The organism is Rhizobium sp. SG_E_25_P2 (assembly GCF_029892285.1).
Classification (GTDB): Bacteria; Pseudomonadota; Alphaproteobacteria; order Rhizobiales; family Rhizobiaceae; genus Rhizobium_E.
Map to the genome: position 1 here is coordinate 40,454 of NZ_JARXVM010000014.1, position 21,650 is coordinate 62,103.

A 21,650-nucleotide genomic window follows, 5' to 3' on the forward strand; every position below is an offset into this window, starting at 1 on the left:
TCTTGTTATGTTCCTATTGAATCCAGAAAATGGGACGAGAGTCAACGGTCCTAGGCTTCAGACAAGGAGAGATTATTTTCCTAGACTAAATTGATATTTGGAAGAAACGATCAAGACCGGTCAGACCGTTGGAATGGATCGCGCCAAAGGCAGAACCAGACAGCGCCGAAGCGTGGGCAGGCTCGCAAAGCCGAAATGACGATAAAAGGCTTCCGCCCGTTCATCCTTGGCGTCAACCACCAGACCATAGACCATCAGTTCCGAACGGCTTGCCCGCATGATCGCGTCCCAGAGCAAGGCCGCGCCCAATTGCTGGCCACGATAGTGTAGGTCGACGGCCAGCCTGCCGATCCTTGCTACGGGAACCAGAGGATAGCGTGGCAATTTTCTCGCAAGATGGTCAGGCAAATCGGGAAGCGGCACGCTGGAGGCGGCGAGCGTGTAAAAACCTGCGGTGCGCCCCTCCGCCAGATCTTTGGCGACGAAGCAAGCCGTGACCCGGCGTTTTATGTCCTGCGTGACATAAGAGCGAAAATAGCGGTCGAGAACCTCAACGCCGCATGAGAAGGACGCTCTCTCCTCCGATAGCGCCAGCGCCTCGATGGAGAAGCGCGGCTCTGTCATGAGGAGACGATCAGACGCTCATGCGCCGCCCGCGCCCGATCAAGCGTTGCAGACGGTTCGGGAGGATTGATCAGCAGTTCGGCGAAACGCATCTGGTCTTCCACGGCCAACACGAGAAGATGCTGGTCTTCGATGACGCGCATGGCCGCCGTCTCGGCTGCGGCAACAACGAAATCGCTGAGGGAGCGGCCTTGAATTTCAGCTGCCCGTTTCACCAACGTCAATGTATCGGGATGAAGCCGGGCTTCGATGCGTCGGGCGCGTTTGGTGGAAGAGGTCATGGCGCACCTTTCAGTTGACTCAGAGTGTACGGCGTTTTGCCGGACACATCAAGACGCGGGTCTCGTTACGATCGCCCGTCCCCGCCTTCGGCCTCAATCTGCCGATGGCCATGCTCCAGCCGGCCAATGACATAGAGCACGAAGAAGGCGGCGAGAGTGACAAACAGGCCGATCATCCAATGGCCGAAGCCGAGCGCGAGCCCGATGGCGCCCGAGAGCCAGAGGCTGGCGCCGGTCGTCAGCCCCTTCACCTCGCCCTTGCTGAGCACGATCGTGCCGGCGGCGAGAAAGGCGACGCCGGCGGTCACCGCCTCGACCACGCGCAAGGGATCGATGCGCACCGCCTCCTGGTCGAGGCCAGGCATATGCACGCTTTCGATGGAGATGATGGCGAAGAGCGAGGCGGCGAGAGACACCATGATATGGGTCTTCAAGCCGGCCGGCCGCTCCTTACGCTCGCGCTCCAACCCGATCACCGCGCCAAAGACGATGGCGCCGAGAAAACGGGCGAAGATCACCGGATAGGCGATCTGGGTGGGCGGAAACATGTCGGCGACGATCTGGTCCATGGCCCATAAAAAACCCGAAAACGGATTTCGTTCCGTCACGCCCAGGTCCAAATTCGCCTTCAAACCGTTCCGTGTCGCCTATTGGTGCTCGTGGGGGACCATCGCAAGCTCGATGGAACAACCACCGCCACCGTGACTTATAGGCGACGGCAGGGCCTCGCCAAGATGAACGCCGGATTAACACGCTTTTCAGAGGCGGTTCAGTCCGGCGCCATTACAAAACCCTCATACGGGGATAAAGGGAGAAATCCGGATCTCCAGATGAAATTTCTCACGCTTCCAGCATGGAAACGGAGACGGGATTACAAGGAAGGACAGAAATATGGCCTATATTTATTACGGCGACAACGGTCGCGACGACGTCAGCCAGAGCGCCAATCGTCCCTATGACGCGATCTACACATATGCAGGCAATGACAGCATCCACCTGAAGGCCAACAACACCGATGTCGAAGCCGGCGCCGGCAACGATTATGTCCACAGCACCATCGAATGGGGCAATGACGTTGACCTCGGCGATGGAAACGACACTTATGTCGGCATTGGCTTTTCGAGCGACAGCGACCTTTATGACCGCGTCTGGGGCGGCAATGGCGCCGACACTTTCAGGATTTCGACCTGGCGTTCCGACTATTATGGCGAGACCGGCAACGACACTTTCTATTCGATCGGCTTCTACAATCTGATTTCCGGCGGCTCGGGAACCGATACGGTCGACTATTCCCGCCAGAACGATGATCCCGATCTGGCCGGCGCCGGCATCCTGGTCGACCTTTCCCAGGAATACGCCACCTCGGGCGACGGCACGGAAGAGGTTCTGTATTCGATCGAAAACGCCAAGGGCACCAATTACAAGGACACGCTGATCGGCGATTCCGGCGTCAACAACCTGTGGGGCCAGAATGGCGACGACATCCTCAAGGGTCTTGACGGCAATGACAAGCTCTATGGCGGCTCGGGCAATGACGATCTCTATGGCGGCAAGGGCCTCGACCGGCTGACAGGCAATGACGGCTCGGACTTTTTCATCTTCCAGTCGACGTCCGAAAGCCCCAACAGCTCCAGCCGCGACGTGATCACCGATTTCAGCCGCTCGCAGGAGGACCAGATCGACCTCGCAGATATCGACGCCGTCAAGTCCAGCAGTGCGGACAACGCCTTTGATTTCATCGGCAATTCCGCCTTCTCCGACACGGCCGGCGAGTTGCGTTATTCCGGCGGCATCATCCGCGGCGACGTCAATGGCGATGGCCGCGCCGATTTCTCGATCGAAGTCGAAAACATGGCGTCGCTGCGCGCCAGCGACTTCATTCTCTGACCTCAGTCGACTTGGCGCCATCGCCAACAAGAGACGCCCGCCACATCGGCGGGCGTTTTCGTGTCGAAAGACTCTAGGAAAACGTCACTGCTCCGGTGCGCTGGCCGCCAATTTGTCCACCGCCCGCGCAGTCGTGCCGCCGAACACGCCGTCGACGGGACCGGAATAAAGCCCGCGCGACTTCAGCTCTTTCTGCAGGCCGCGCCGAAAATCGACGGAAAAATCAGTGGCGCCGGCCTTCACGTCGCGAATGAAATCCGCTTCGCCCGCCGAAATACTGGCGACGGCGAGTTCGACCGCCCGGTCAGCGTCCTTGTCGACGCCGAGACCCTGGTCGTAGAGACGCGAGAGATTGCCCTGGGCGTAGGAGCTGCCGGCCTCGGCGGCCTTTTCATACCACTCAGCCGCAAGCTTATAATCCTGTTCGACGCCCTCGCCCGCTTCATAAAGCCAGGCGAGCGAACCCATGCAATAGGCGTCGCCACGCTCGGCGCCGGCTTCGTACCAGCGCTTGGCTTCCGCGATATCGGCGTCGGTTCCGACGCCATTCTGAAGCGCATAACCGAGCGAACCGATCGCATTGATTTCGCCCAGTTCGGCGGCGCGGCGATAGGCGCGCAGCGATTCCTTCTCGTTGCGCGCCACACCCAATCCTTCGCGATAAAGCCAGCCCATGGCGGAGAGCGCGTCGGGATTGTCCTGCGCGGCGGCTTTACGGTACCATTCGACAGCGGTTCGGTAGTTCTGCGCCACCGAGCCATAGCCCTCGCGATAGAGCCAGCCGAGCGAGGCCTGGGCGGCGGAATTGCCTTCGGCGGCGGCGGCCTTCAACATCTCCAGTCCCTTGTCGACGTCCTGATCCTCCCCCTTGCCCAAAATAGACAATTCGGCGCGGTTGACGGCGGCGAAGGCGTTGCCCATGCCGGCGGCCTTGTCATAGGCCTCACGGGCGGCGGCGTAATCCTCGCCCGCGTCATGGGCGCGACCAAGCATGTTGAGCAGCATGGAATCGTCGGGCGACGTGGCGACGGCGCGGCTGCAGGCGTCGGTCGCGGCGTCGACATCGATTTCGGCCAAGTCGACGCCGCCGAAATTCGGCTTGGATCCCGGCTCTCCCGCAAGGTCATAACATTTGGCGGAGAGAGACGCAGCCTCGGCCGATGGGTCGCCTGAGGCCTCGGCGTCGGTTTCCGCACGCGCGCTCTGCATCAGATTGCCGAGCTTGCCCGTTGCGCTGTTCTGCTGCTCGCTGGCGTTGGGGCTCACGTCTTGCTTGGTCTCTTCGCTCGCAGCCTCCTGTGTGTCCGCTGCGGTTTTGCCGGCGGCGAGGTCATCGATCGCCTTCAACGTGTCTTCGCCGAACTCGCCGTCCGCTGCGCCCGTGAACACGCCCTGCTCTTTCAAGGCCTCCTGAAAGCCTTTTCGGAACAGCGGAGAAAAACTGTCGGGCGAGGTCTTGAGTTCGCCGATCTTGGCGCTGTCGCCGCGCGAGACGGCGGCGATCGCCCAGCGCACCGCCTCGTCGGGATCCACCGCCGTGCCAAGCCCCTGGTCATAGAGACGGGCGAGATTCCCCATGGCATAGGCGCTGCCTTCATTGGCGGCCTTTTCATACCAGTAGCGCGCCTCGACATAATCCTGCTTCACGCCGGCGCCGGTGTCATAGAGAAAACCGAGCGAGGCCATGGAATAGGCGTCGCCGGCATTGGCGCCCTTCTCATACCATAAGCGCGCTTCCTCATCATCGCGAGCCATGCCGATACCGTTTTGCGCCGCGTAACCCAGGGCGGCGATCGAGGCCATGTCGCCTGCTTCCGCGCCACGCCGGTAGTAATCGACAGAACGAGCGTAATCCTGCGACACCGTCACGCCTTCGCGATAGAACCAGCCGAGATTGCCAAGCGCATAGGCGTTGCCCTTGTCGGCCGCCTGGCGATACCAGTCGAAGGATTTGGCGTAATCCTGCGCCTGCCCGGCAATCCCGTCGCGATAGACTTGGCCGAGCGAGGCCTGGGCGAAATGATTGCCGGCGCGGGCAGCGGTCTCGAAGGCTTCGAGGCCCTTGGCCGGATCGGCGTCGGCGACGGAGCCGTTGATCTCGAGCCAGCCGAGATTGGCGAGGCCGAACATGTCGCCGAGATCGGCCGCCTCGCGATAACGCTTCGCCGCTTCGACGAAATTCTTGTCGGCTTCATAAGCGCGGCCGAGCAGATTGATATAAAGGCCTGACGACGGTTTTTCATTGACGGCTTGAGCGCAGGCCGTCAGCGCCCGCTTGGCGTCGATGCGGTCGAGATAGACGCCGGCAAAACCGCTGACGCCCTGCAACTCGCCGGCCAGCAATTGGCAATCACGCTCCGACGCCGACAGCGTGTCGGCAGCCGAGGCAACCGCAGACGGTGAGAGCGCGGCAAGCGCGGCTTCCGCCTCGCGCCGGAACGGGCTTTGAGGATAGCGTTCGACAAAGCGCTTGAGCGCTGCGGGATCGGTCGATCCTTTCAGCGCCTCCCAGGCGATCTGATCGGCGGCGGCCTCGGTCTTGGCCTGGGTCGCCTGCAATTGCTTGATCTTCTTCTCCGCCAGCATGCGATAGACGGGATCGCCGCCATGCTTGGAGATGAAGGCCTCCAGCAATTCCTTGTCGGCGAGATCCTTGATGTTCTGCCAGTCGGCGGCGGCCGAGGCCGTCTCGATGCTCTCCGTGTCCTGAACCGGACCGGTATTGATGGTGATGTCGATCTGTTTGATCGACAGGAAGATCTGCGCGCCGCCGAGCGAGCCATAAACGAAGGGCTCCTGCTGGCGATCGGTGGCTTTCATCACCGCGTCACGCACCTGGCCAAGCGCAATGCGAATATCGACGCCGGGCTGGGTGATGTAGCGCGCCAGGGCTTCGGCGAACGGACTGTTGCCGCCCGCGCCATCCAGCGCCACGGTGCCGGCGCGCGAGGCGTAGGCGACCAGCGTGTCGACGCTTTGCGGCTCGACGCGGGCAAGACCGCGCGACACAGCACGCGAACCGACCGAGCGCGTCATCGTCTCAAGAAAGGGATTGTTGCGGCAGGCGTCGAGGATCATCAGCTTCAGCCGCGTCGCGCCGTTGAGCGAGCGTTCGGCGCGCGACAGCGACAGCGCCTCATCTTCGACATCCTTGTCGGAGGCGAGCACGGCGTCGATGGGGATGAGATAGTTCTCGCCGTTCATCTCCATGCCGTGGCCGGAATAATAGAGGACTGCGACCTCAGCCCCTTCAGCCTTGTTCTCGAAAGTCCTGAGCGCCTTGCGCATGGCGGCGAGATCAACGTCCTTGACCACCATGACATCGTCGAAACCGGCTTCTGTCAGCGTGTTGCGCATCAGCTCGACGTCATTGGCGGGATTGCGCAGCGGCGTCGTCTGCTCATAATTCTGGTTGCCGATCAGAAGCGCGACGCGCCGGGCGGCTTCCGCCGGTCCTTCTGTCGCAATCAGAAAGACGGCCAGACACAGCCCGTAAAACCACCAGCCCCTCGCCCGAAACCCCGCCATTTTCGTCCCCTTGCAACCGCCGCCGGGACTATTACGAATGAGCGGCCCGCTTTCAATGCACCAAGTTTGGTTTTTTCTCTTCATTTCGCGGCAGCCGTCATCGACGCCATCGCTGAAACAGAATATTCATTCCATTATTCGCATTTGGTGAAACGACAGGATGATGTATGGACGAGGCAGGCAAGGCTCCGCCCCCACGGGATTTCGAAGCGCTGCGCAATGTGATGATCGAGCGCAAGGGCGACATGCCCAAGCGGCTTGCGCAGATCGCCGCCTATTGCCTTGCCAATCCCGACGAGATCGCCTTCGGCACGGCCGCGAGCATTGCAGCCGCAGCCATCGTGCAGCCCTCGACGCTGGTGCGGCTCGCCCATCATCTCGGCTATGGCGGCTTCTCCGATCTGCAGCGGATCTTTCGCGAGCGGCTCAAGGAAAAGACGCTGTCCTATGAGGAGCGGCTCAACATTCTCGAGCAGAACAATGCCCAGGTGGCCGAAGCCGAAGTGCTGGGCGGCTTTCTCAACGCCGCAAGTCAATCGATCAACCGTTTTGCCGCAAGCGTCGAACCCGACCGGCTGGCGCTGGCCACCGACATACTGGCGCGGGCCGAAACCATCTATCTCATCGCCAAACGCCGCTCCTATCCGCTCACTGCGCATATGGCCTATGCCTTCGGCAAGCTCGGCATCCGCTATGTGATGGTCGCCACGCCCAATGGCGTCGAGGCCGAGATGGCGCGTTTCGCCGGACCGCGCGACGCGGCGTTCGCCGTGAGTTTCTCGCCCTATGCCGCCGATACGATCGCCCAAGCGCAATCGTTCGCCGAGCGCGGGACCCCCATCATTTCCGTCACCGACTCGGTGTTTTCTCCGCTGGCGGCCTTTTCCGCCTGCTGGTTTGAAGTGGTGGAATCGGATTTCGCCGGTTTTCGCTCGCTGTCTGCCTCGATGGCGCTGGCCATGGCGCTGCCGGTGGCGGTGGCGGAGAAGAGGCGGCGGATGGAACGCGAAAGGGATGGATATTCCAAAACGGAATAGAAATTCCATTTGACTTTCATTTGAAATCGTTGTTTCAAATGCAGCGAAATTGGACCATGGAAGCGGGAGAGAGACATGGCTGCTACGGATGCCAAGACGTTGGACGTGATCACCATTGGGCGGTCTTCCGTCGATCTCTACGGCCAGCAATCCGGCTCGCGGCTGGAGGATATCGCCTCCTTCGCCAAATCGGTCGGCGGCTGCCCGACCAATATTTCCGTCGGCTCCGCCCGTCTCGGGCTGAAATCGGCGCTGATCACCCGGGTCGGCGACGAGCAGATGGGGCGCTTCATCCGTGAACAGCTTGAGCGCGAAGGCGTGGCGACCGACGGCATCGTGGCCGACAAGGATCGGCTGACGGCGCTGGTGCTGCTGTCGGTGGAATCCGAAGGCGTGTCGCCGATGATCTTCGTGCGCACCGATTGCGCCGATATGGCGCTTTGCGAAGACGATATCGACGAAGCTTTCGTCGCCTCCTCGCGCGCTGTTCTCGTCTCCGGCACGCATTTCTCCAAGCCCAACACCGAGGCCGCGCAGCGCAAGGCGATCCGCATCGCCAAGGCCAATGGCGGCAAGGTGATTTTCGACATCGACTACCGCCCCAATCTCTGGGGTCTTGCCGGCCATGCCGAAGGTTTCGAGCGCTATGTGAAATCCGACCGCGTGTCATCGCTGATGAAATCGGTGCTGCCGGATTGCGACCTGATCGTCGGCACGGAAGAAGAAATCATGATCGCCTCGGGCGCCGACAGCGTGCTCGCCTCGCTCAAAGCAATCCGCGCGCTCAGCCCCGCCACCATCGTGCTCAAGCGCGGCGCCATGGGTTGCGTAGTCTATGATGGCCCGATCAGCGACGATCTCGAAGACGGCATTGTCGGCCAGGGTTTCCCGATCGAGGTCTATAATGTGCTCGGCGCCGGCGACGCCTTCATGTCGGGCTTCTTGCGCGGCTGGCTGAAGGGCGAGAGCCACAAGACCTCGGCCACCTGGGCCAATGCCTGCGGCGCTTTCGCCGTGTCGCGCCTGCTCTGCGCGCCCGAATATCCCACCTGGGAAGAACTCAGCTATTTCCTCAAGAACGGCTCAAAATTCAAGGCGCTGCGCAAGGACGAAGATATCAGCCATATCCATTGGGCCACGACGCGGCGCAAGGAGATCCCGCTTTTGATGGCGCTCGCCATCGACCATCGCTCGCAGCTCACCGACATTGCCGACCAGCATAATGCGCCGCATGCCAAGATCAACGCCTTCAAGCGCCTCGCCGTCGCTGCCGCCGCGCGCGTCAGCCAGGGCCGCGAAGGGTACGGCATGCTGATCGACGAGCGTTTCGGCCGCGAGGCTTTCTTCGACGCCGCCAAGAAGGATTTCTCCTGGATCGGCCGGCCGGTGGAACTGCCGGGCTCGCGTCCCCTGCGGTTTGAATTCTCCCAAGACATCGGCTCGCAGCTGGTGGAATGGCCTGTCGACCATTGCATCAAATGCCTGTGCTTCTATCATCCCGATGATCCCGAGGCTTTGAAGAAGGAGCAGCAGCAGAAGCTGCGCGCGCTCTATGACGCCGCCCGCAAAGTGGGCCGCGAGCTTCTGGTGGAAATCATCGCCGGCAAGCATGGCCCGCTCGACGACACGACGATTTCCCGCGCCATGACCGAGCTTTATGCGCTCGGTATCCGCCCAGACTGGTGGAAGCTCGAGCCGCAGCATTCGGCGACGGCCTGGAAGAATATCGAGGCGGTGATTGCCGAAAATGACGCCTATTGCCGGGGCATCGTGCTGCTCGGCCTAGAGGCTCCGGCCGCCGATCTCGAAAAGGCTTTCGCAGCGACGCGGGTGGCCCCGATGGTCAAGGGCTTTGCCGTCGGCCGCACCATTTTCGCCCATGCCGCCAACCAGTGGCTGGGCGGACGCATGACGGACGAAGAGGCGATTGCCGATATGGCGGCGCGCTTTGGCGAACTCACCAAGGCCTGGCTGCGCACGCGCGGGCTCTGACCTGTTGTCGCACATTGCCAACATGGCTTGGGCTTGAGGCTTAACACCGATAGAACGACAAGGACTGCGGGAGGAAGATATGGGCAAGACGATCCGGCTGACGATGGCGCAGGCCCTCGTGCATTTCATGAAGGCGCAAAAGACCGTCATCGACGGCGAGACCCTGCCGATCTTCGGCGGCGTCTGGGCGATTTTCGGCCATGGCAATGTCGCGGGCATGGGCGAAGCGCTCTACCAGGTGCGCGAAGCGCTTCCGACCTATCGAGCCCATAATGAACAGGGCATGGCGCATGCCGCCGTCGCCTATGCCAAGGCAAGCTTCCGCCAGCGCTTCATGGCCTGCACCACCTCGATCGGCCCCGGCGCGCTCAATATGGTAACCGCCGCCGGCGTGGCCCATGTCAACCGCCTGCCGGTTCTGTTCCTGCCCGGCGACGTGTTCGCCAATCGCGCGCCCGATCCTGTGCTGCAGCAGATCGAGAATTTCGGCGACGGCACGCTGACGGCCAATGACGCCTTCCGCCCGCTGTCGCGCTATTTCGACCGGATTACCCGCCCGGAACAGATCATGCCGGCGCTGAAGCGCGCCATGCAGGTGCTGACCGATCCGGTCGATTGCGGCCCGGTGACGCTCTCGCTCTGCCAGGATGTGCAGGCTGAAGCCTTCGATTATCCCGAAAGCTTCTTTGCCGAGAAGGTCTGGAGCTTCCGCCGGCCGCAGCCGGACACGGATGAACTGGCCGCCGCCATCGCTGCGATCAAATCCGCCAGGTCTCCGGTGATCATCGCCGGCGGCGGCGTGCTCTATTCGCGCGCCACAGAAGAGCTCAAGGCTTTCGCCGAGAAGACCGGCATTCCCGTGACCGTCACCCAGGCCGGCAAGTCATCGATCGATGAGCGCCATCCTCTGTCGATGGGCTCTGTTGGCGTGACCGGTACGTCCGCCTCCAACGCGCTGGCCGAAGCCGCCGATCTGGTGATTGCGGTGGGCACGCGCATGCAGGATTTCACCACCGGCTCCTGGGCGCTGTTCAAGGGTGACGGCGTGCGTTTCCTTGGCATCAACACAGCCAGCTTCGACGCCGCCAAGCACAATGCGCTGCCGCTGGTGGCCGACGCCAAGGTTGCGCTCACAGCCATCACCGCCGCACTTTCCGGCTGGTCTGCGCCGGCTGATGTCAAGACAAAGGCTGAAAGCCTGAAGGCAGAGTGGATGCAGGCGGCGAACAAGGCCATGGCGCCCACCAACGCCCTGCCCTCGGATGCCCAAGTGATCGGCGCCGTTGCGCGCAATCGCGCCAATGACAACTCGGTGCTGCTCTGCGCTGCGGGCGGCCTGCCCGGCGAATTGCACAAACTGTGGCCCGCCACCAGCCCCGGCAGCTACCATATGGAATATGGCTTCTCCTGCATGGGCTATGAGATCGCCGGCGGTCTGGGCGTGAAGATGGCGCGGCCCGACGCCGATGTCGTGGTCATGGTCGGCGACGGCTCCTATATGATGCTCAACCAGGAACTGGCGACCTCGGTGATGATCGGCAAGAAGATCACCGTCGTTTTGCTCGACAACCGGGGCTATGGCTGTATCAACCGGCTGCAGATGGGCACAGGCGGCGCGAACTTCAACAATCTGCTCAAGGACTCCTATCACGAGGTGATGCCGGAGATCGATTTCGCCAAGCATGCCGAGGCCATGGGCGCCATTGCGCTGAAGGTCGCCTCGATCGCCGAGCTTGAACAGGCGCTTGAACAGACCAAGGCCAATGACCGCACCACGCTGATCGTGATCGACACCGATCCATTGATCACCACGCAGGAAGGCGGCCACTGGTGGGATGTCGCCGTGCCGGAAGTCAGCCCGCGCGAAAGCGTCAACGCAGCGCATGAGGCCTATGTCAAGGCGCTCGCCGCCCAGCAGATCGGCTGACCGGATAAATTGACGAGGCGCGATGAGCGCCTCGCTGCATGTCAATGTTTTCCCGGAAGCCAGACTTCCTGGATACTCTGAGGAGACCATGATGAAAGCCAAACTCGGCATGTCGCCCATCGCCTGGTGGAATGACGACCTTCCGGATCTCAGCGACGACGTGTCGCTTGAGGAATGCCTGCGCCAGTCGCGCACCGCCGGCTTCACCGGCATGGAAAAGGGCCGCCGTTTCCCGGATGATCCCGATGTCATGCTGCCGATCCTGCGCGCCGCGGACGTCACGCTGTGCGGCGGCTGGTTTTCCGGCACGCTGACCATCGAGGATCTCTCGGCGAACAAGGACCGCATCGCGCCGATGATCGAGCTATTCAAGGCCGTCAACGCGCCTTGCATCGTCTATGGCGAAGTCGGCCTGTCGATCCAAGGCGACCGCTCCAAGCCGCTGGCGACCAAGCCGCGCCTATCTGATGACGAGATGAAGGTCTATGCCCGCAAGGTGACCGAATTCGGCGAATGGTGCGCGGAACAGGGTATGCCTCTGTCCTACCATCACCATATGGCGGCCGTGGTCGAGACGGAGCCGGAACTCGACGCCTTCATGAAGAATTCGGGCGAAGGCATTCCGCTGCTGCTCGACGCCGGCCATCTGGCCTTTGCCGGCGGCGACGTGCTGCGCGCCATCGACCATCACCATGCCCGCATCACCCATGTGCATGTGAAGGATATCCGCCGCTCTGTCGTCGACAGCCTTGACCGTTCGAAGCAGTCCTTTCTTGACGCGGTGGCGCTCGGCGCCTTCACCGTGCCGGGCGACGGCTCGCTCGATTTCGGTGCGATCGTCCAGCGCTTTGCCGATTATGGCTATGAGGGCTGGTTCGTGGTCGAAGCCGAGCAGGATCCGAAGAACGCGCCGCCGCAGAAAATGGCCGAGATTGGTCATGCGGAACTGATGCGCGTGATGACGGCGGCCGGCTATACGGTGGAAACCGAAGGCTTTCCAAAAGGCTGAGCCCCTCGCCCGATCTGACAGACAGGAGTTATGACCATGCCTAAACTGCTGGTGAAACCCAAGGCAAGCCACGGCCTCATCCATGATGTGACGCCCGAAAGCGCGGGCTGGACCTATGTCGGCTTTTCGGTCTACCGGCTGAAGGCGGGCGAAACCGTCACAGAGCAAACCGGCGACCGCGAGGCCTGCCTCGTCTGGTTGACCGGCAAGGGCAAGGCGTCCGCCTCGGGCGAAGAGTTCGGCGAGATCGGCGAACGCATGAGCGTATTCGACGGCGCGCCGCATGCGCTTTATGTGCAGAAGGACTCCTCCTGGTCAGTGACGGCCACCACCGATCTCGAGCTTGCCGTCTGCACGGCGCCGGGCGGCGAAGGGTTCAAGACCAAACTCATCGCCCCGGGCGTGCATTCGCAATTCACCCGAGGCAAGGGCTCCAATGTCCGCCATGTCACCAATATCATGCCGGAGGACGACGGTGCAGCCGCCTCGCTTCTGGTGGTGGAAGTGATCACGCCCTCGGGCAACACCTCGTCCTATCCGTCGCACAAGCACGACCAGGACGACCTGCCAAACGAGAGCTTTCTCGAGGAAACCTATTACCACCGCCTCAACCCGCCCCAGGGCTTCGCTTTCCAGCGCGTCTATACCGACGACCGCTCGCTTGACGAAGCCATGGCGGTGGAAAATGGCGATGTGACGCTGGTGCCGAAAGGGTATCACCCCTGCGCCACCATCCACGGCTATGACCTCTATTATCTCAACGTCATGGCGGGTCCGAAGCGGGTGTGGAAACTCCACAACGCCAAGGAGCATGAATGGCTGCTCGCCACCTGACTTGACATTCCGCCTCCTTGGCTCATCTTTATGGGCAAGGAGACCGGACATGAAGGTGACGATCGAACAGGCGCAGACCGACCTCGCCCGCCTCATCGAAGAGGCGGCAGAGACGGGACAGGATGTGACCATCGCGGACGGCGACAGGCCGGTCGCGACGATCGTGCCTTGGCCGAAGAAGCGGAAGTTCCAGCTGGGCATTCTCAAAGATCAGCTCAAAGGCGACGCGCCGGACTTTCTTGAGCCAATGAGCGAAGAAGAGTTGAGGCTCTGGGAAGGCGGTTGATGGCGTCTTACCTGCTGGATACCCATGTGTGGGCATGGACCATCAATCTGGATCGGCGGTTACCGGGCAATATCGCAGCTATTATTCTGGACGCTGATATTATTTATGTCAGCGCGATTTCCGTCTACGAAATCTGCCAGAAAGTTCGAATCGGAAAATGGCCTGAGATGGAGCCGTTCACCGACCGTCTCTCGGAGCTTGCCGTCAATCAGGGCGGACGGATTATTGACCTCAATCCCAGCATTGCTCGAAGCGCCGGTCTGCTCGATTGGGATCACCGCGACCCGTTCGATCGCATGCTCGCCGCGACGGCGCTGGAGATGGGACTGCCCATCCTGTCCGCCGACAGCGCATTCGACGGACTTTCTGGGCGGCCAGCCTGGCCGGGGCGGGTGTGGTAAAGTCTTGTCAACCATCATGGACTTGGAACCTGTCCCGCAATGGCCCAGTTGTCTTGAAAATCACGCGTTTCGGTAAAATTGTAGCGATCCGTTTGAACCTCGGTCAACCTGCCGGTGCTAGTGTCGTCTTCAACCAGAAAGGAGGATGACCATGCAGCTCCGGGAATTCAAGAATTTCAATGATGTGCTGATGATCCAGAATCCGAAGCGCAGCTTCAAGATGCATAAGATCGACCGGCCGGGCACCATTATTCCCGTAGCGCCGCATCTGCAGATCAAGAAGAAATACAACACCTTGATCGAGAGCATCTCCTGCGGCGGCGCGCTTTTGAATTTCAGCCCCTATATCGACCTGCCGCGCAACTTCTTCCTGGTGATCATGGGATCGTCGGAGGAAATCGGCTCGACGTTGGTGCGCCGCGAAAAAGATCGCATGATGATCAAGTTCAACATGTTCCTCGACGCCGGCTATCTGCAGACGCTCGTCGGGGCAGCCTCGCTCGAAGAACTCGAAGCAATCTGAGCGATTCCGACATGCTTTTCGCTGGGCCGCCTCGTGCGGCCCTTTGTCGTTCTGGACGACGTAAATTCGTTGCATTTTCGCCCAACGCTCCCGAAACCGTACAGCAGCCATCGCCAAAAGCTGGAATCGTTAAAATTCTAATACCCCCCTTGAGGCGGATTAAACATTTGAAGGGGATTGTGGGTCATGGAAACAAGGAGTGTGTCCATGGCTGTAGGCGCAGAAGCGACGATCAGCACTGTTCATGTAGAGCAGGGCCTGGAAGCTAAGAAATTCGAACGGTTTGTCGTCAACAGACCCGGCGTGGTCTATTCGGTCCTTCCCGGACTGGCGGGGCTATCCCCGCGATCCTGTCAGGTGGTGGACATTTCACGCGGCGGCGCTTGCCTGCAGATGTTCACGACGATCGGCCTTCCCGATCATTACTATCTCTCATTCGCCGGACTGGCGGTCCGCATTGGTTGCGCCGAAATCCATCGGCTCGACGGACGCGTCGGCGTGCGCTTCATCAAGCTCCTGCCGGAAGGCCTGCTGTCGAAGATCGTGCGCGGCGACTTCATGGCCGGCGACAATCTTCCCGGACGCGTCCGTTTTCAATAGGGTGCCTCCCGAGACTGAATCGGGAACCCTAAACGCATGTCGACCTTCGAACATTTCACGCCGCTTGTTCGCGACCTTCCGGCCTCCATTCCATTTGTGGGGCCGGAGGCGATCGAACGAAACCGAAATCTCCTCGTCAAGGCGCGGATCGGCGCCAATGAAAACGGATTTGGGCCCTCGCCGCGCGTCAAGGCGGCGATGGCGGCGGCGATCGAAGAAAGCTGGAAATATTCGGACCCCGAAAACTTCGCGCTGCGCGACGCACTCGCCAACCATCTCGGGGTGGACCGTCACGAGATCAATGTCGGAGAAGGCATTGACGGGCTGCTCGGCGAGATCGTGCGGATGACCATCGAAAAGGGCATGCCCGTCGTCACCTCGCTCGGCGGCTATCCGACCTTCAACTATCATGTGAACGGTTATGGCGGCCGGTTGGTCACGGCGCCCTACAAAGACGACAAGGAGGATCTCGACGGTCTTCTCGAGGCGGTGAAGCGCGAGAAAGCGTCGCTGGTCTATTTCGCCAATCCCGACAATCCCATGGGCAGCTGGCACGATGCCGAGGCCGTCCTCGCCTTCGCCCGCGCCATTCCCGAGCAGACGCTGCTGATCCTCGACGAGGCCTATGGCGAAACCGCGCCCGACGGCGTGATGCCGGCCAACAACGCCCTGCTCGACCGTCAGAACGTGATCCGCACGCGCACATTTTCCAAAGCCTATGGATTGGCAGGCGCCCGCATCGGCTATGTCATCGCCGCGCGCGGCACGGCGCAAGCCTTCGACAAGATCCGCAATCACTTCGGCATGAACAGGGTTGGCGTGTCAGGCGCGATCGCCGCGCTCGCGGATCGGGACTATCTCGCCGAAACGCTGGCGAAGATCGCCGGGGCAAGAGCGCGGATCGGCGCGATCGCCCGGGCCAATGGGCTTTCTCCCCTGCCCTCCGCGACCAATTTCGTTGCGATCGACTGCCTGAGCGACGGCGCCTATGCCCGCGCTATTGTCGATGGTTTGATGGAAGAAGGCGTGTTCATCCGCATGCCCGGTGTCGCCCCGCTCAACCGTTGCATCCGCGTCAGCGTCGGACCTGATGCCGATCTCGATCTCTTTGAACAGGCGCTGCCGAAAGTGCTCAAGAAAATCGGCTGATAAGAAAGGCAAAGAAAAAGCCGCGGCGCTGAGTGAGCGATCGCGGCTTCAAAATCCTGCTGCGTGGACCGCAGTCTTAGTCTTCACGTCTTTTGTAATGAGCGGCATACGGATAACGATCAGTGCATCGTCATCCATTCGCGGGCGGCGCGAAGAGCGCGGGCCAGTTCCATCTTGGTCATGGTTGGGGTGAGTTCGGCGCGCAGCATGGCGGCGCGTTCGGAGCCCTTGATCGCGGCGATGTTGAGCCATTTGTGGGCGGACACCAGATCGATATCGCAGCCCTGGCCCGTGGCGTACATCAGGCCCATGTCGCAGAAGATGTCAGCCTGGCTCTCGCCGCCCATGGCCGAATTCGAGATGTTCATTTCATAACGCGCCATTGTCTTTGTCCCTGTTCGTGACGTTGTTTTCTTTTCACCCTGTTTTGCCTTGCATGAAGGCCGGACCGCGCTTGCCTATTCTTTCCGATTGCTCGGCGCTTTCCGTTTTTCGGCGGCGTTTACTGCCGTCCTTGTTATGGCTCTACTATGCCGGACGGCCTTGAAAATTCGCCTAAAATGCATCCTTAATTTGCAGCAAACGAAATCCGAACAGCTGGTAAACTTATGTTTTCTTTAAGTATCCAACCGCCTGCCCTTCTCGGCGAATGCGGAAAACTTTACGAAAATTTCAGCCTGTGGTTTTAATCGACCCGTAACCATGCAAAACGATCGCCGGCCTGGCAGCGATACGATCGATGCTCAGATTCCTGTTTCCTTGCGGCAAAATCGACGTTACGAATTTCAATCACGAGGCCCATGGGACGGCTTCGCAGCCTGGGAGGACGAGATGCGCAAGATTTTGACGGCTTTTTTCATCGTCGCTTCGGCGGGTGTGGCGTTTTGCGCCGAACCGATCGAAGGCAACTGGAAAACCAAGAGCGGCGAGACGGCCGCGATCGCCAAATGCGGCGGCGCTTATTGCGTGACGCTGAAGTCGGGAAAATATTCCGGCAAACGGATCGGCAAAATGTCGGGCGCTGGCGGCGAATATGAAGGCGAGATCACCGATCCCGCCGACGACAAGACCTATTCCGGCTATGCAACCGTGTCGGGCGCGTCGATGAAACTGAAGGGCTGCGTGATGGGCGTGTTCTGCAAGTCGCAGACCTGGACCAGGCTCTGATCGAGCAACGCCCGAACGATGGAAGGCGGCCCCATCTGGGAGCCGCCTTTTTCATGGTCAGCGGGCGCGCTGGCCGAACAGAACCTTCTGGGCTTCCTTATCGTCGGCGAGATTGGCCTGGCGCTCCCGCTCTTCCTTGCCGACCGCGATCCCCTTCAGGACGGCCGGGCGCTGATGCAGGCGCTCGAACCATGCCTTCAGATTCGGAAAGTCATCGAGATCCTGGCCCTGGTTCTTGTGCGGGATCACCCAGCCGATACAGGCCATGTCGGCGATCGAATAGTCGCCGGCGAGGTAATCGCGGTCGGCGAGACGCTTGTTCATCACGCCATAGAGCCGGTTGACCTCATTGGTGTAGCGGTCGATGCCGTATTGGATCTTTTCGGGCGCGTAATTGCGGAAATGATGCGCCTGACCGGCCATGGGGCCGAGCCCGCCCATCTGCCAGAACAGCCATTGCTCGACCTCAACGCGGGCGCGTTCATCGGCGGGATAGAACTTACCGAACTTCCGGCCGAGATATTGCAGGATGGCGCCGGACTCGAACACCGAGATCGGCGCGCCGCCCGGACCATCGGGATCGACGATCGCCGGCATGCGATTGTTGGGCGCGATGGCCAGGAAGGACGGTTCGAACTGCTCGCCCTTGGAAATATTGATGTATTTGATCTGGTAGGGCGTTTCGAGCTCCTCCAGCATGATGGTGATCTTCCAACCGTTGGGGGTGGGCCAGTAGTAAAGGTCGATGGGCGCGGACATGGGCGTCTCCTTGCTGTAGCTGACGGAAGGTAGTGCCTGGGTTAACGACCGGCAACCACTCTGAACCGAAAATGAATACCGAGGTCAGCGCCGGTTCAGTCACATCTGATTAGACATGTGTCCATCGAAACCGCCATGGGGAAAAGCCTGACATGAATGCGATCATGATGCGCCGCTTCGCGATCATCTGCCTCGGGGCCGCGGTGTTTGCCGTGGGGTTGCAGGTCGCCGTTGAAAATCATTCGCGCGCGCCGCATTTCGCCCAGTTCGATCGTCATGCCTGCAGCAACCCCATGAACATCAGCTGCGGCATTCAGTGATCGCCAGCGCGCGGCGCCGATCCTGCTGCGGCGCAGCGCGAAAATTTCGCGGGAATGCGCCCTTCGGGACTGTTCAACTGTCACAAAGCGGCTTCTATTATGGCCCATGGCCAAACGAATCCTATCTTCCTCCATCCTGAACGTCATTTCCCCCGAGCCCTTCGAGCCAGCGTCCTTTACGACGCCCGATGAGGCGGTCGAAGCGATCGCAGCGCTTTACGAGCGCAACACGTCGTTTCTCAGGTCCGCCTTCGAGAAGATCATTCAGGGCGGGGCCGCTGAGGGCCGTTACCGCGCCTTCTATCCCGAGATCAGGCTCGGAACGGTTCGATATGACCATGTCGATTCCCGCCTGCCCTATGGCTTCCTGAGCGAACCCGGCGAATATTCCACCACCATCACCCGGCCCGTGCTGTTCAAGCATTATCTCAAGACGCAGATCGGTCAGCTTCTCAAGAACCACGGCCTGCCGGTGGTGGTCGCTGAATCCTCAACGCCCATTCCGCTGCATTTCGCCTTTGGCGAAGGCGCGCATATCGAAGCGTCGGTCGGCAGCACCATCGAAGCGCCGTTGCGCGACCTGTTCGATACGCCCGATCTTTCAACCACCGACGACGAAATCGCCAATGGCGAGTATGAGCCGCCGCCGGGCACGCCCAAGCCGCTTGCGCCCTTCACCGCCCAGCGCATCGATTACTCGCTGGCCCGTCTCAGCCATTACACGGCGACGAAGGCCGAGCATTTCCAGAATTTCGTGCTGTTCACGAACTACCAGTTCTATATCGACGAATTCTGCGCCTGGGCGCGCCAGCAAATGGCCGAAGGCGGCAATGGCTACACGGCCTTCGTCGAGCCCGGCAACCTCATTACCTATCCGGGCGAGGACGCGCCAAGCGAAGGCTCGCCCGCGCAGCGCCTGCCGCAGATGCCGACCTATCACATCAAGCGCAAGGGCCATGCCGGGATCACTATGGTTAATATCGGCGTCGGCCCCTCCAACGCCAAGACCATCACCGACCATATCGCCGTTCTCAGGCCGCATGCCTGGCTGATGCTCGGCCATTGCGCCGGACTGCGCAATTCCCAACGTCTCGGCGATTACGTACTCGCGCATGCCTATATGCGCGAGGATCATGTGCTGGACGACGACCTGCCGGTCTGGGTGCCGATCCCGGCGCTGGCTGAAATCCAGCAGGCGCTTCAGGATGCCGTGGCCGAGGTCACCGGCTATGATGGCTATGAGCTCAAGCGCATCATGCGCACCGGCACAGTGGCGACGATCGACAATCGCAACTGGGAACTTCGCGACCAGTCCGGCCCCGTCAAGCGGCTGTCGCAGGCCCGCGCGATCGCGCTCGACATGGAATCGGCCACCATCGCCGCCAATGGCTTCCGCTTCCGCGTGCCCTATGGAACGCTGCTCTGCGTGTCCGACAAGCCGCTGCATGGCGAATTGAAGCTGCCGGGCATGGCGACCGCCTTCTACAAGAGCCAAGTCAGCCAGCATTTGAAGATCGGCCTGCTCGCTTTGGAAAAACTCTCGGCCATGTCGCCGGAAAAACTGCATTCCCGTAAATTGCGCAGCTTCTTCGAAACGGCCTTCCAGTGACCGGGCAGGAAGACGACCGGCTCTACAGCGATCCGCGGCTGGTCGACTTCTATGATCTCGAAAACGGCTGGGGGCCCGATACGCGCTATTGCGCGGAACTCGCCCGCACCGCTGGCTCCGTGCTCGATTTCGGCTGCGGCACAGGCCTTTTTCTCGCCGGCATCGCCGACGGCAGGCCGATGGTCGGCGTCGATCCGGCTGACGCCATGCTCGATGTGGCGCTGCGCCGCGACAAGGGCGATCGTGTCCGCTGGGTTAATGGCGACATACGCAATATCCGCCTCGGAGAGCGTTTCGATCTCGTCAGCATGACAGGTCACGCCTTTCAATGCCTGTTGACTGACGCGGATGTCGCCGCAGCTCTCGACACCATCGCCGCGCATTTGACGCCATCGGGCCAGTTCATTTTCGACAGCCGCAATCCTGTTCGCCGCGAATGGGAGGGCTGGACGCCAGAGGCGTCGCGACGGATCGTTGCTCATCCCGTTTATGGCGATGTGGAAAGCTGGAACGACATCACCTTCGACGAAGACACCGGGATCGTCTGTTATGAGACCGCCTATCGCCTGCCGTCGGGCGAAACGCTGTCGTCCCATTCGTCCATCCGGTTCATCGACCAGGCGCAGATCGCGGGCCTGATCGCCCGGGCCGGTCTCGTGGTGGATATCTGGCTAGGCGACTGGTCAGGCGCGCCGTTCGAGCCTCAGTCCAAGGAAATCATACCCTTGGGTCGATTGGCTTGAGGCTGGCGTCCGGCGGAGCGATGACTTTCAACTCGCCGGGATGAAGACGGATTTCAACATCAGCCGGCAGCCGCATCAACTCTCCATCGAGCACGAAATTGGCGGCGCGATAGAGTTTGGGGAAATGTAGGTCCACCGACTGCGCCTTCATTTCCGTAATGGCGCGATTGGCCTTCAACCGACCGCGAAACACGTCGACGGCCAGACCTAGCGCCGCAGCCGGATCAAGCGGATCGGCGATGTAGAAACCGAGATGGCCGGCTTTGACATCCTCGGCCACCAGCAATCCATTTTCACCAAAGGGGTTGTTGGACACCGAAATCGCCGAGACCATGCGATGCTCGCGATGGCCGTCGGCGTCGAATTCGATCTCGAAACGCGGCGGGTTGAGCACCGCGCCGACCGCAGCGCGGACATTGGCGGCGATCTTGCCGGCCCGCGAGCCATAACTCATCTGATTGCGATAGCGCACCATGCGCGCATGCATGCCGGCGGAAAACTGATGCACGAAAGCCCGGCCATTGGCGCTGCCGATATCGGCGTCGTCGATGACGCCATCGGCGAGCACGGGCAAAACCTGCCAGATGTCGAGCGGCAACCGGAGCGTCCTGGCAAACAGGTTCATCGTTCCGGCCGGGATGACGCCAAGCAGCTTGCCAGCCTTCCAGGCGATGCCAGCGGCCGAGGAAATCGTGCCGTCGCCGCCCCCGGCAATGATTGCATCGAGATCGTCGCGCCCCGCCGCCTTTTCGAGCGCCGCGCCGATGTCGGCGCCTTCGACGACAACCGTCTCGAGCGCATGACCGCGTTCGGCGAAAATCTCCGTCATCTTGGCCTCATACGCCTTCATGTCCGTCGTCCGGAACGTGCCGCCGTCGCGGTTGAGAATGGCCTTGATCTTCACCCGTCATCTCCCGTGTTCTCAGCAGCATATAGGCTTTATTCCCGCGATTATTAGGCGCGGCCGGGTCAGT

The 21,650-nt window shown here is 61.0% G+C and carries 22 protein-coding genes; 15 read left to right on the plus strand and 7 right to left on the minus strand.

What is annotated here, in order from left to right:
- Positions 1-120: 120 nt before the first annotated feature.
- The 3 genes from M2360_RS18500 to M2360_RS18510 form a co-directional block, all read right to left on the minus strand.
- On the minus strand, positions 121-624 hold the full coding sequence (locus tag M2360_RS18500; RefSeq protein ID WP_280776731.1) for a GNAT family N-acetyltransferase: 504 nt from the start codon (positions 622-624) through the stop codon (positions 121-123).
- Complete coding sequence (locus M2360_RS18505) at positions 621-905, minus strand: DUF1778 domain-containing protein (protein WP_280776732.1); 285 nt, start codon at positions 903-905, stop codon at positions 621-623. The genes M2360_RS18500 and M2360_RS18505 overlap by 4 nt, the downstream gene beginning before the upstream one ends.
- 65 nt (positions 906-970) lie before the next feature.
- A complete protein-coding gene (locus M2360_RS18510; protein WP_280776872.1) occupies positions 971-1,474 on the minus strand; it encodes an MgtC/SapB family protein in 504 nt (167 codons plus the stop codon).
- A gap of 322 nt (positions 1,475-1,796) precedes the next feature.
- Between M2360_RS18510 and M2360_RS18515 the strand changes: the two genes are divergently transcribed.
- Positions 1,797-2,792 (plus strand): calcium-binding protein, encoded by a 996-nt coding sequence (locus M2360_RS18515; protein WP_280776733.1) that lies wholly within the window; start codon positions 1,797-1,799, stop codon positions 2,790-2,792.
- An 84-nt stretch (positions 2,793-2,876) separates the two neighbouring features.
- Here the strand turns inward: M2360_RS18515 and M2360_RS18520 are convergent, their stop codons facing one another.
- On the minus strand, positions 2,877-6,320 hold the full coding sequence (locus M2360_RS18520) for a caspase family protein (protein ID WP_280776734.1): 3,444 nt from the start codon (positions 6,318-6,320) through the stop codon (positions 2,877-2,879).
- Between the two features lie 167 nt (positions 6,321-6,487).
- Here M2360_RS18520 and M2360_RS18525 point away from each other — a divergent pair, with 167 nt between their 5' ends.
- The 10 genes from M2360_RS18525 (at position 6,488) to M2360_RS18570 (ending at position 16,078) form a co-directional block, all read left to right on the plus strand.
- Positions 6,488-7,357 (plus strand): MurR/RpiR family transcriptional regulator, encoded by an 870-nt coding sequence (locus M2360_RS18525; protein ID WP_280776735.1) that lies wholly within the window; start codon positions 6,488-6,490, stop codon positions 7,355-7,357.
- Between the two features lie 75 nt (positions 7,358-7,432).
- A complete protein-coding gene (iolC, locus tag M2360_RS18530; protein ID WP_280776736.1) occupies positions 7,433-9,349 on the plus strand; it encodes a 5-dehydro-2-deoxygluconokinase in 1,917 nt (638 codons plus the stop codon).
- Between the two features lie 79 nt (positions 9,350-9,428).
- Positions 9,429-11,276, plus strand: coding sequence for a 3D-(3,5/4)-trihydroxycyclohexane-1,2-dione acylhydrolase (decyclizing) (gene iolD, locus M2360_RS18535; protein WP_280776737.1), 1,848 nt, complete (start codon positions 9,429-9,431; stop codon positions 11,274-11,276).
- A 91-nt stretch (positions 11,277-11,367) separates the two neighbouring features.
- Positions 11,368-12,285: a myo-inosose-2 dehydratase gene (gene iolE / locus M2360_RS18540; RefSeq protein WP_280776738.1), complete on the plus strand. Its 918-nt coding sequence runs from the start codon at positions 11,368-11,370 to the stop codon at positions 12,283-12,285.
- 36 nt (positions 12,286-12,321) lie between these two features.
- Entirely contained in the window at positions 12,322-13,119 is a 798-nt protein-coding gene (gene iolB, locus M2360_RS18545; RefSeq protein WP_280776739.1) for a 5-deoxy-glucuronate isomerase, read from the plus strand.
- A gap of 49 nt (positions 13,120-13,168) precedes the next feature.
- Positions 13,169-13,405 carry a type II toxin-antitoxin system prevent-host-death family antitoxin gene (locus M2360_RS18550; RefSeq protein ID WP_280776740.1) on the plus strand — a complete coding sequence of 79 codons (237 nt, stop codon included), beginning with the start codon at positions 13,169-13,171 and terminating at the stop codon, positions 13,403-13,405.
- Entirely contained in the window at positions 13,405-13,806 is a 402-nt protein-coding gene (locus M2360_RS18555) for a type II toxin-antitoxin system VapC family toxin (protein WP_280776741.1), read from the plus strand. Before M2360_RS18550 ends, M2360_RS18555 begins: the two co-directional genes overlap by 1 nt.
- Before the next feature lie 151 nt (positions 13,807-13,957).
- The gene (locus M2360_RS18560; RefSeq protein ID WP_280776742.1) at positions 13,958-14,329 is read left to right on the plus strand and encodes a hypothetical protein; all 372 of its coding nucleotides are present in this window, start codon (positions 13,958-13,960) and stop codon (positions 14,327-14,329) included.
- Positions 14,330-14,536: 207 nt separating this feature from the next.
- The gene (locus M2360_RS18565; RefSeq protein WP_280776743.1) at positions 14,537-14,929 is read left to right on the plus strand and encodes a PilZ domain-containing protein; all 393 of its coding nucleotides are present in this window, start codon (positions 14,537-14,539) and stop codon (positions 14,927-14,929) included.
- Positions 14,930-14,965: 36 nt separating this feature from the next.
- Positions 14,966-16,078 (plus strand): pyridoxal phosphate-dependent aminotransferase, encoded by a 1,113-nt coding sequence (locus M2360_RS18570; RefSeq protein WP_280776744.1) that lies wholly within the window; start codon positions 14,966-14,968, stop codon positions 16,076-16,078.
- Positions 16,079-16,197: 119 nt separating this feature from the next.
- Here M2360_RS18570 and M2360_RS18575 read toward each other — a convergent pair whose 3' ends face one another.
- Positions 16,198-16,461, minus strand: coding sequence for a sel1 repeat family protein (locus M2360_RS18575; protein WP_280776745.1), 264 nt, complete (start codon positions 16,459-16,461; stop codon positions 16,198-16,200).
- A gap of 448 nt (positions 16,462-16,909) precedes the next feature.
- Between M2360_RS18575 and M2360_RS18580 the strand changes: the two genes are divergently transcribed.
- Positions 16,910-17,245: a DUF2147 domain-containing protein gene (locus M2360_RS18580; RefSeq protein ID WP_280776746.1), complete on the plus strand. Its 336-nt coding sequence runs from the start codon at positions 16,910-16,912 to the stop codon at positions 17,243-17,245.
- 57 nt (positions 17,246-17,302) lie between these two features.
- Here M2360_RS18580 and M2360_RS18585 read toward each other — a convergent pair whose 3' ends face one another.
- Positions 17,303-18,004 (minus strand): glutathione S-transferase N-terminal domain-containing protein, encoded by a 702-nt coding sequence (locus M2360_RS18585; protein ID WP_280776747.1) that lies wholly within the window; start codon positions 18,002-18,004, stop codon positions 17,303-17,305.
- A gap of 152 nt (positions 18,005-18,156) precedes the next feature.
- On the opposite strand from M2360_RS18585, the gene M2360_RS18590 reads away from it, so the two are divergent.
- From M2360_RS18590 to M2360_RS18600, 3 genes are all read left to right on the plus strand, one after another.
- A complete protein-coding gene (locus M2360_RS18590; protein ID WP_280776748.1) occupies positions 18,157-18,324 on the plus strand; it encodes a hypothetical protein in 168 nt (55 codons plus the stop codon).
- Between the two features lie 106 nt (positions 18,325-18,430).
- Complete coding sequence (locus tag M2360_RS18595) at positions 18,431-19,933, plus strand: AMP nucleosidase (protein ID WP_280776749.1); 1,503 nt, start codon at positions 18,431-18,433, stop codon at positions 19,931-19,933.
- Complete coding sequence (locus M2360_RS18600; RefSeq protein WP_280776750.1) at positions 19,930-20,676, plus strand: class I SAM-dependent methyltransferase; 747 nt, start codon at positions 19,930-19,932, stop codon at positions 20,674-20,676. Before M2360_RS18595 ends, M2360_RS18600 begins: the two co-directional genes overlap by 4 nt.
- Here M2360_RS18600 and M2360_RS18605 read toward each other — a convergent pair.
- A complete protein-coding gene (locus M2360_RS18605; protein WP_280776751.1) occupies positions 20,651-21,580 on the minus strand; it encodes a diacylglycerol kinase family lipid kinase in 930 nt (309 codons plus the stop codon). The two genes, M2360_RS18600 and M2360_RS18605, sit on opposite strands and share 26 nt — an antisense overlap.
- Between the last annotated feature and the right edge of the window lie 70 nt (positions 21,581-21,650).